This window comes from Gemmatimonas aurantiaca (assembly GCF_037190085.1).
Taxonomy (GTDB): Bacteria; Gemmatimonadota; Gemmatimonadetes; order Gemmatimonadales; family Gemmatimonadaceae; genus Gemmatimonas; species Gemmatimonas aurantiaca_A.
Genome location: NZ_JBBCJO010000015.1, coordinates 1 through 10947 on the forward strand (window position 1 = coordinate 1; position 10947 = coordinate 10947).

Annotated in this window: 5 protein-coding genes; 3 read left to right on the plus strand and 2 right to left on the minus strand. The window is 64.9% G+C overall.

The annotated features are described in order from the left end of the window. Window positions 1-121: 121 nt before the first annotated feature. The gene (locus WG208_RS18240; protein WP_337172827.1) at window positions 122-2536 is read right to left on the minus strand and encodes a zinc-dependent metalloprotease; all 2415 of its coding nucleotides are present in this window, start codon (window positions 2534-2536) and stop codon (window positions 122-124) included. Between the two features lie 247 nt (window positions 2537-2783). Here WG208_RS18240 and WG208_RS18245 point away from each other — a divergent pair, with 247 nt between their 5' ends. The 3 genes from WG208_RS18245 to WG208_RS18255 all read left to right on the plus strand — a co-directional run bounded on the left by WG208_RS18245 (window position 2784) and on the right by WG208_RS18255 (window position 8915). Beyond that, window positions 2784-5738, plus strand: a complete 2955-nt coding sequence (locus WG208_RS18245) for a TonB-dependent receptor (protein ID WP_337172828.1) — start codon at window positions 2784-2786, stop codon at window positions 5736-5738. A 79-nt stretch (window positions 5739-5817) separates the two neighbouring features. After that, window positions 5818-7257, plus strand: coding sequence for a hypothetical protein (locus WG208_RS18250; protein WP_337172829.1), 1440 nt, complete (start codon window positions 5818-5820; stop codon window positions 7255-7257). A 29-nt stretch (window positions 7258-7286) separates the two neighbouring features. Next, window positions 7287-8915, plus strand: a complete 1629-nt coding sequence (locus WG208_RS18255) for an alkaline phosphatase D family protein (RefSeq protein WP_337172830.1) — start codon at window positions 7287-7289, stop codon at window positions 8913-8915. Between the two features lie 159 nt (window positions 8916-9074). Here the strand turns inward: WG208_RS18255 and recD are convergent, their stop codons facing one another. Next, a complete protein-coding gene (gene recD / locus WG208_RS18260; protein ID WP_337172831.1) occupies window positions 9075-10937 on the minus strand; it encodes an exodeoxyribonuclease V subunit alpha in 1863 nt (620 codons plus the stop codon). Window positions 10938-10947: the final 10 nt, after the last annotated feature.

Below are 10947 nucleotides of genomic sequence, written 5' to 3' on the forward strand. Positions count from 1 at the left end.
CGCGGATGGGGCGGAAACTACACGGATCAACAACGAGATGTTTTCGTAGTTATCCGTGCTGTTTCCGCCCCATCCGCATAATCCGTGGCAAGGCTGTTTGTTGTCTATCTGATCTCTCTCATCACGGCCACGGCAGCGTCAACACCGGATACCGCGGCCGCAATTCCGGCTTGTCGTTGCCATCGAGGAAGCGCTGGATATCGTGCCGCGCCGCCGTGACATGCGCGCCCGCCGCCGCATCCCCCGCCGTGGCCATCGTGGTCAATCGGGACTGCAGTTGACGCACCTGCGTGATCGCCGTCGCCCGCACATCCGGCATCGCACGCACATCACCGGCGATATCGAGCAGGGCGTCGAGCGCCGCACGCTGTGACGCGCGCAGCACCGCTCGTTCGGCCGGATTGGCGGGCACGGTCGCGCCCCACGTACGGGCCACGATGGTACGCATCACTTCGTCCAGCGTGAGCGCCTGGGGATCCCGCGCCGCAAAGAGCACCAGACGCGCGGTACGATCCCGGTCGAGCAGATAGCCGATCACTTCCGTGGCCAGCCCCCCGGCCAGCGTGATGGCATCGAATGCCGTGCCGCCGCTGCCGCCGATCCAGGTCTGATCGGTATTGAATCCCGGCGGCGGCGGCGGAATCAGCTTCTGTACACGCTCCGGCACCGTGAGCTCCGACGGCTTGAGCGCGTCGAGGGCCATCGCGAGCGCACGTCGCTGCTCGGCCGCCGGAATCACCCGCGTGGGCACCTGCCCGTCGCCGCGCATGGCGAACGTGAAGTCCATGCCACCGACATACTTGCTGAGGCCTTCCAGCGAGTACCGGTGATGCAGATAGACATGTGCGAACCGCATGTTGAGCAGCGCCATCGGTTCGCCCGGCTGGATGGCGCGTTCATCGAACTTGTCCATGAGCACACGCCGGACCTTGCTGCTGCGCGTCACCGCGTCGAACATCGTGGCGCCTTCGTCCCAGCGCGTGACCTCGGGGATCGAACCGTTCGCGTTGGCGTACGTGTCGTTGATGAACCGGACGTTGCGCGCAAACCCGTCCTTCATGATCGCCGCCAGTCCGGCCTTCTCGGCACCCGCATCGGGATACCACGTATATCCGAAGCGGATGGCCAGTGAATCCCAGGCCCCGGGACCACTGCGATACGCATCGCGCAGATCGATACCGCCGCTGGCATCGAGCGTGATGAGCGGGAACGGATAGTCCATCACACTGGTGCGTCCCTGCGAGGACGCGATGTAATTGTGCTGCAGGCCGATGGTATGACCGATCTCGTGGGCGGCGTGCTGGCGACGACGGGCCATCACGAACGCCTCGGCGCTCACCGAGGGACCCGCCGCACCGAACGCCGGCACCGTACCGGCCCAGATGTTGTAGTCGACGAGCGAACGCCAGGCATCCATCCGCACCACGGCGCGGATGATCTCACCCGTGCGCGGATCGCTGTAGCTGGGACCCACACTCGGGCCCGGCCCCGTGCGATGCACCCACATCAGCATGTTGTAGCGCGCGTCCATGGGATCGGCACCGGCCGGAAGATCGAGCACACGGAACGCGTTGCGGAAGCCCGCCGCCTCGAAGACCTTCGCCCACCAGTTGCCACCCTCGCGCAGCGCTTCGCGATACGGCGCGGGAATGCCGGGATCGAGATAGTAGGTGATGGGTGTGACCGGCTCGACGAGTTCACCCCGCGCATACGCAGCGGGATCGCGGGGAATCAGTCGCCACCGATTGATGTAGCCGGCCCGATAGTCGCCGTCGAACCCTTCGGAGAGATCGGCGAACTGCGTACCGAAGAATCCATAACGCGGGTCATAGTCGCGCGGACGGAAACCGCCGCGATCGGGCAGGACGACCAGCGAGTGATGCTCTTCGAATGTGAGCGCCCGGGGATCCGGCGCCACACGCGACAGCGCGCGGTTCGGCTGATCTCCAACGAAGGTCAGCACCGCATGCACTTCCGCATTGCGCGGAAAGGACCGCGTGCGATCGCCGTCGAGGTAGCTGCGCGCGGCATCCACCCGATAGGCACCCCCACCGCCCTGCCCGCGAAGACCGTCGGCCACACCATAGGCATCGGCCAGAAAGAGCGACGTGGCGTCGACCGTCAACACTCCGGCGTTGTCGCTCTCCACCGGAAACGAGCCGACCACCGAGCGTGGAAACGCCTCGGCGGCGGCGCGCTGATTGGCCGCATCGCCATTGGGGGCCCGCACCGACCAGTTGTCACGAATCATCAACACCCGATTGCCGCGACGTTCCAGCCGCACGATCGCGCTGGGGCCAGTCGTGGCCCGATCGAGACTCCCCGTTCCCAGGCCGGTGGTGAGCGTCACCTGATGCAGGAATTCACGATTGAGCTGCGCCGCCGGAATCTCCAGCAACGCCCGGTTGCGCGCGTCGTCGACCCGGACACGCAGGAACGGTTCATCCGATTGCGCACCAGCGGGCCGGGCGGTGGCGACAAGGGCGAGGAAAGCGCCGAAGCGCATCGGGCGGAGGACGTGACGAAGCAAAGACATGGCCAATCGGGTGGGAGGGAAGCGGCTTCGTTCTTAGCCTAACGATTGTAACGGTCATCGGCGAGAGCGCGAGGGGTGAGGCAGGACCCGGAAGCCATCGATGGCCGGCCCCATCTCCCTGACAGGCTCGTTGCGCGCGCGTTACGGGGCCGTCGTCGGTCCCGGGAACGCTCCGGATAGTCTGGGCACGTGATGCAGCGACCGATCGCATGGACTGCATCGTGACCCTCACATCTTCGAGAACACCGTGATCTCCGCACTCTCCGTGCCGCGCTTCCCGCGCGCGTGGCACTCCGGTCTTTGTCGTCTCCGCGCAGTGGTCGCCGCGCTGCTGCTGACCGGAGCGTCACTTCCGAACTCCGCGTACGCACAGACCTCCACTTCACTCACCGGCATCGTGCGCGATGAAACCGGTGCCCCCATCGCCAATGCGCAGCTGCGCCTGGTGGGGCTCGAGCGGGGCGCCCAGTCCAATGACCGTGGACGTTTCACGATGGCGAATGTGACACCCGGCGAGCACACGCTCGAAGCCCGGCGTATCGGCTTTGCGCTCCGGCGGATTTCCGTGACCATCCGCACGGGCGTGAATGAAGTGAATGTGACGCTGGAACACTCGGCGCTCGCGCTCGATGGCATCGTCGTCACCGGCCAGGGTGGTGAAATGGAACGCCGTCGTCTCTCCACCAATGTCGATGTCATCTCGCGTGACGAGATCGAGGCCTCACCCACCACGCGCCTCGATCAATTGTTGCAGACCAAGCTGCCGGGCGCGCAGATCCGCATGACATCCGGCCAGCCGGGTACGACCTCGCTGATCCGGACCCGCGGCATCAATTCCGTCAGCACCAACTCCACGCCGGTCATCTATGTGGATGGTGTGCGGGTGGACAATCTCAACACACCTGCCGCGCTCGGGATGAATCTCTCGGGCTCCGCGCATCAGGGCGCGGCCACGAGCGCCCTGGCCGATATCCCGCTCGACAATATCGAACGCATCGAACACATCCCCGGTGGCGCGGCCACGACGCTGTATGGATCGGATGCCGCCAATGGCGTCATTCAGATCTTCACGCGCCGTGGTGTGGCGGGACCGACACGGGCCAGCCTGGAAGTCGAGTCGGGCGTGGAAACGCCGCAGACCCAGTTCCAGCACTTTCATCGCACGCGGGACCTGCTCTACCGCAACGGGGTGACGCAGAAATACAGCGGCAGCGTGGAAGGCGGCGTGGGTGGCTTCACCTACAGCATCTCCGGCAGTGCGCGCGCCGCGCAGAGCCATCGCGTGGAAGGGGACAACAATGCGCTCGCGTTCCGTTCCGGCCTCGGGGCCGATATGGGACGCCGCGGACGCTACACCGGCTCCCTGTCGTACAATCAGGACGCCTATCCGCGGTTCCGGAACGGCAATTCCGGTGGCTACAACACCCTCTGGTTCATCGAAGGCGGTCGCTCCAACGCGTTCGGTTTCAATCCCGATATCGACATGCTGGGTGATTCGGCCTGGCAGGCGCTCAAGCGCTTCGTCTCCCGCGCCGAAGCCCTGCAGGACAACTCGGTGCGCGTGCGGCGCTTCACCACGTCGCATGGGTTCACCATCGAGCCGCTGACGGGTCTCTCGGTGAAAGCCAACGTGGGTATCGATCAGCGTCTGACGCACGAGCGTGCGATCACGACCAACGAATTCCTCATTCACACCAAGCAGTATCCGGCCGGCACGTCCGATCGTGGCAGCATTCAGAACTACGACCGCACCTATCAGGGCCTGACGGGCGAACTGACGGCGCAGCATCGCTACACACACGGCGCGGTGTCTATCGTGTCCGCCCTCGGCGGTCAGCTCTTCCGCAATGACGACGAGCAGGTGGCTTATACCGCGACGAACGTGCGCGACGGTGCACAGACCATCACCGGCGCCGGCACCACCACCGGAGCCGATGCCACGTTCCGGGTGGCCAACTACGGCCTGTACGGACAGACCAATATCGGCCTGCGCGATCGGTACTTCCTCGAGCTGGGACTGCGTGCCGACCAGAACACCGCCTTCGGCTCCACCGTCGGTGCGCAGTACTACCCCAAGGTGGGACTCGTGTACGAAGTCACGCAGGAATCGTGGATGCGCGATCTCGTCGGCGAACGCTGGCTTCCCAAGTTCCGTCTGCGCGGCAACTACGGCGTGGCCGGCAACTTCCCGCGTCCGTTCGCCAACGACCAGACGATCAACTTCTCCTCGTTGGGTGGTGCACTGGCGGCCACGTTCGGCCAGCCGGGCGATCCCAATCTGCGGCCCGAACGCACCAGCACCTTCGAAGGCGGTTTCGATGCCAGCCTGCTGGCCGATCGCGCAACGGTGAGCCTCACCGTCTACAAGGCCCGCACCAGGGACGCGCTCCTCAACGCGCCGTCGGCCCCATCCACCGGCCAGACCACGCAGCTGCGCAATGTCGGGGAAATCGAGAACCGCGGCATCGAACTCCGTTCGTCCATCGTGCCCTGGTCGAGCCCCGCGGGACGCCTCACGCTCACCGGCTCGGTGAACACGCTCAAGAACAAGATGGTCAGCACCGGCAACACGCCGGTGTTCAACCTCGGTGGCCTGAGCGAACGCACCATCCAGGCAGTGGTCGAAGCCGGTCAGCCGGTGGGATATCTGCGCGGATCGAAAGCCACGTTCAATCCCGACGGAACGCTGCAGAAAGTCGAGCTGCTGCAGTATCTCGGCAAACCGCACCCCGACACCTTCGGCTCGATGTCGGCGCAGCTCCGGCTCGGCAGCCGCTTCACCGTCAATGTTGATGGTGACTACCAGTTCGGCGCCTCGTCGCATTCGTTCGATCGTCACTTCCGGTTCCAGTATGGCCTGCCGGAAACCATCGTGCCCGCCGCGGCCGTCAAGGCTGCCGGTGGACCGACCGGCATCTGGCTCGACGTCTTCAATCTCTTCGTCGAGAAGACCGACTACGTGAAGCTGCGCAATCTGTCGGTCGAGTACCGACTGCCGGAACGTCTCGTGCCCCGTGGTGCGAGCTCCGCGCGCATCAGCTTCGCGGCCAACAACCTGCTGACCTGGGCCACCTCCAGCTTCGACCCCGAAGTGGACCTCTCCGGTGCCATTGGCCAGGGCGCGGCCGCCGTGGGCGGCTTCAACTACTCCACCGATTCCGCCGCACGCAGCTTCCTGCTGTCGATCGGCCTGGGCTTCTGACATGACCCGACGTACCGCCATGACCCCCGGATCCCGTTACCTGACACCGCGACCGACGCCACACGTGATGCGCTGCCTGATGCGCCACCTGATGCACGGAGCGATCGTCGCCACGGCGCTCTTCTCCACCGCGTGTGACCAGTTCAGTCCCACCGAAGTGCGGAACCCCAACGTCACCAACAGCGCGTTCCTGCGCACGCCGGATGCTTCCAGGCTCTGGGTGAAGGGTGTGGAACGCACCTTCCTGCAGACGCTCAACACGTTGCTGGTGAACACCGAGATCGTATCGGACAACTACTTCAACAACTACACCACGCAGAGCAAGGTTTTCGATCAGCCGCGTATCGACAACCAGGACCTCGACGTGCGTTCGATGTTCACCGACATCGCCCGTCTGCGTGAGAGTGCCACCTACGGCATCGAGGTGGTCCTTCCCGCGGACACCGTCGCCCGCGTACGCAACGAAGCCGATCTGCTCTTCTATCGCGCCATGGGGTCGATCTTCGTCGGTGAATACTTCACGGGTATGCCGGCCACGGCGCTCGGGCCGATCGTCGATGCGGCGGGTCACCTGCGCCTGGCCATCGACGATCTCAAGCGGGCACGGACCCTGTACACCGATGCGGCGCTCCGGAACGCCTGCACGGCGGCATTGGCCCGCGCGTACTATCGTCTTGGCGATCGCGCCAACGCCACGACCGAAGCGACCGCCCTGCTGGCGGCCTCGCCCCAGTTCCTGCGCAACGCCACCTTCGACGGCGTCACGGGGCCGTCCAACAGCTTCCAGGGGCTGATCACGAGCGCCACCAACAACTATCAGCCACTGCCCCGTCTCGACTTCCTCGATCCGAAGTATCCCAATCGTGGGGCACAGGTACAGAGCCCGCTCGCGCTGCTCAAGGCCGAGGAGGCCCACGCCATTCTCGCGGAAGCGGCACTGGCCACCAGCGATCTGACCACGGCGCGCACCCGTCTCAAGGGACTGCTCACGCTGGTGCAGCAGCGCCCCACGGAGCTGGTCGACTCCCGCAATCAGAACCGCGGACGTTCCGGCGGCATCGTGATCTATCCCGACAGCACGGACTATCGTGTGGCGTTTGCGCCCGGGGCGCCATTCCAGACAGGATTCGTCCTGTATCGCAAAGGAGCGACCGTGCGTGTCCCGACGGTCTCCGGCACCTCCGTCACCGCGGAGCGCATCGACCAGATCGACAGCGTCGCCGATGGGTACTACGTACTCTATCTGATGCGCCAGGAGATCTTCCTCGCCGAGGGGCGTCGGTCCACGGACATCGGCCTGCGCTTCCCGGTGCCGTTCGCCGAGGCTCAGGTGAACACGAATCTCGACATGAGCGCACCGTACATGACGGCGGTCGTGCCGGCCTTCTTGCCGACCAACCTCGGCATGGACAGCTTCATCATGAACACCACGGCCCGGACCGTCGAAATCCGGAACGACGTCAACGCCATTCTGGTGGCCAACCGGACGTCGCCGCTCATCATGCCGTTCAAGAACTGATCCTCGTTTCCTTCCATCAGGCTCTGCGCATGACCGACCCTTCAATTTCCCGCCGGCTTTTCCTGGGTACCACGATCGCTTCGGGCGCCGCACTCTGGCGACCACCCGGGGGCATTGCCTCGCCCACGGGCGAGAGTGCGCTGAGCCGATGGCTGGGGGGAGCGCCGGGCATCATCACCTCGGAACGCCTGCGGCCGGTGACGGTGGGTGGCGTGCAGACGGGCGACGTCCTGCCCGACCGCGCCATCATCTGGAGTCGCACCGATCGGCCGGCGCAGTGCCTGGTGGAGTGGTCCACATCCGACAAGTTCACCAATGTCCGGCGCGTGCGGGGTGGTATGACCAGCCCCGACTCGGCGTTCACCTCGCACGTGGATCTGTCGGGGCTTCCGGCCGACCAGCACATCTTCTATCGCGTGCGCTACGAAAGCGACGATGCGCCGGGTGCATTCAGTGAGCCGCTGGTGGGTCAGTTCCGCACACCGCCCCGCATCGGTGCCCGCGCACAGCGTCCCATACGGGTCATCTGGTCGGGCGACATGGTGGGCCAGGGATGGGGCATCGACGAATCGCGCGGTGGACTGCGCATCTACGATGCACTCCGGCGGGCCGAACCCGATGTGTTCATTCATTCGGGTGACAACATCTACGCCGATCAACCGCTGCTGCCGGAAGTGAAGCTCGACGACGGTACCGTCTGGCGCAATCTGGTGACCGAGGAGAAGTCGAAGGTGGCGGAAACGCTCGACGAATTCCGCGGCGCCTTCGCCTACAATCTGCTCGATCCGCATGCACGGCAGTTCGGTGCCAGTGTGCCCATCGTCGCGCAGTGGGACGATCACGAGGTGTGTGACAACTGGTTCCATGATCTCGTGCTGCAGAACGATCCCCGGTTCACGGAGAAACGGGTGCGGGTGCTCGCGGAGCGGGCCAAACAGGCGCTCTTCGAGTTTCTGCCCATTCGTCGGAACCCCGACGAGCGCGACCGGATCTACCGTTCGTTCTCCTACGGACCGCTCGTCGAGATCTTCGTCATCGACCTGCGCAGTTATCGCGGCGCCAACTCCCCCAACAAGCAGACTGAGCTGACGCCCGAGTCGTCCATTCTGGGCGCCGACCAACTGGCCTGGCTGGAGAAGAGTCTCAAGGCCAGTCGCGCGACCTGGAAGATCATCGCCTGCGACATGCCCATCGGCCTCATCGTGCCAGACCGCATACGGAACGGTGAACGCAACTACGAAGCGGTGGCCAACGGCGACCATGGCGCACCGCTGGGCCGCGAACTCGAGATCGCGAAACTTCTGCGGTCGCTCAAACAGGCGAATGTACGCAACACCGTCTGGGTGACGGCCGACGTGCATTACGCCGCCGCGCATCACTACTCACCGGAGCGCGCGCAGTTCACCGAGTTCAACCCGTTCTGGGAATTGGTGGCGGGTCCGATGCACGCGGGCACGTTCGGTCCGAATCTGCTCGACAACACCTTCGGTCCCGAAGTGCGTTTCGCGAGCCCGGCCCCCAAGCCCAATCGTCCGCCCAGCGACAACATGCAGTTCTACGGCACGCTCGATGTCGATCCCCGTACACGCGCGCTCACGGCCGGACTGTGGGATGTGACCGGCAAGCGCCTGTGGAGCGTGGAGATGCCGGCGGAATAGCGAAGACAGCAACAACAAGAACTGCTCTGCCACGGATTGCGCGGATGGGGCGGAAATTGCACGGATCAACAACGAGATGTTTTTTCGTAGTTATCCGTGCTGTTTCCGCCCCATCCGCGCAATCCGTGGCGAAGCTGTTTTTTTTTGTCGTTGTTCCCGCTACCTCCGCAAGCGCTGCACCAGCCCCGACGCCCGCGCCACCGATCGTTCGATCGCGGCAACCAGAACGCGCCGGTCCCCGAACAACGTGACGGAACGGCGGGCGCGGGTCACCCCGGTATAGACGAGTTCACGGGTCAGCACCCGGCTGTCGACATCCGGAAGCACGAGCAGCACATGATCGAACTCCGATCCCTGCGACTTGTGCACCGTCATCGCCCAGGCCGTTTCGTGCATCGGCAGCTGCGACGGCGAGAGCGAACGCACCCCACCCTCCGGCGTGGGGAAATGCACCATCGGTACCCCGCCCACCGCCAGCACCACTCCGACATCGCCGTTGTAGAGCTGCGTGGACGGATCATTGGCGGTGATCAGGATGGGGCGATGATCGTACCATCCCGCCACGAAACGTCCCTGTCGCTGCAGCCAGCTTTCGATCAGGGTGTTGAGCCCGGCCACGCCGCTCGGACCTTCCCGTAACGCGGCAAGAATGCGGAACTGGGCAAGCGCCCCGAGAGCGTCGTCGGGCGTGATGGCCGAAAGAAAACGTTCGATCTGCGATTGCACGGGTGCCAGCAGCACCGCTGCCGTGCCAGGCAGATCGCGCAGCGCCACGTCATCACACGCGGGGTCATCGAGCACTCCGAGCACCTCGTCGCTGCGCCCGAGCCGCGTGCATTCCGCCAGACGTCCGATGCCCACCTGTCGTCCGAAACGCCAGGACACCTGCAATCGGATCACCACATCCTGCAGCGGCAGGGGATGGTCTTCATGTACCAGCGCCGGAGCATGCACACCGGACAGTGTCGCGTACGCCTGTATGAGATCGGCCGAATAGCGAACGGCGCCCGCCCGTCCATCGCCTTGCGCGGCCCTGGTGACATCCCCCAGCACGAATCCCGTATCGACACTGGCCAACTGATCGGGATCGCCCAGCACGAGCACACGCGCGGATGGTTTGAGAGCCGCAAACAGCGCGTCCATCATGAGCACGTCCACCATGCTCGCTTCATCGACGACCACCACGTCCTCGGCGAGCGGACGATCGGCGTGAAAGCGGAATCGTTGCGTGGCCGGATGATAGCCAAGCAGACGATGCAACGTGCGTCCTCCGGTCGCCGCCGCAATCTGCGTGAGCTCATGAAGACCATCGCGCACAGCCGCCGCACCAATCGCTTCCGACAGCCGCGCCGCGGCACGTCCGGTGGGTGCGGCCAGTGCGATCGTCAGCCCCGGATCCCGGTCGAGCAGCAGCGCCAGCAGCCGAGCGGCCACGGTGGTTTTCCCGGTACCGGGCCCTCCGGTGATGAACACCAGCGGTGACCGAAGCGCAGCCACGGCCGCCAGTGCCTGCCAATCCACCGTCGCTGCGTCACAGGCCGATGGAAAGAGTGCGCGGAACCGCGCCGTCGATACGGTTGGATCGATCGTGACCACCGCCGCGGCGCGCCGACGGATTGCGACGGCCAGTCGTGATTCCGCCCGGTGATATCTCGACAGATACAACCGTTCGTTTTCGAGAACGAAGAGGGAAGAGCCGTCTGTGGACGCCTCATCCGCGGCGTCGGAGGAGGCAGGGGTGCACACGCCACTGTCCAGGAGAAGCCGTTGCCATTCGGCCAGAGAGGGAAACCGCATCACACGGCCACCGAGATCGACTTCCTGCCCGGCGTACTCTCCCAGTTCCACACAACTGTTGCCATCGGCTCGCTCGGCGCTCACCAGCAGGGCCGTGCACCGCAACAGCTCCTGCTTGGTCCCATCGGTCATGCCGTGTTCGCCGGCGAGACGCACCACCAGACGCGCAAACGACCGGTCCAGAGTCGACACCACGATCTCCACCGGCACGTTTCCCGAAGCCACATCCGTACTT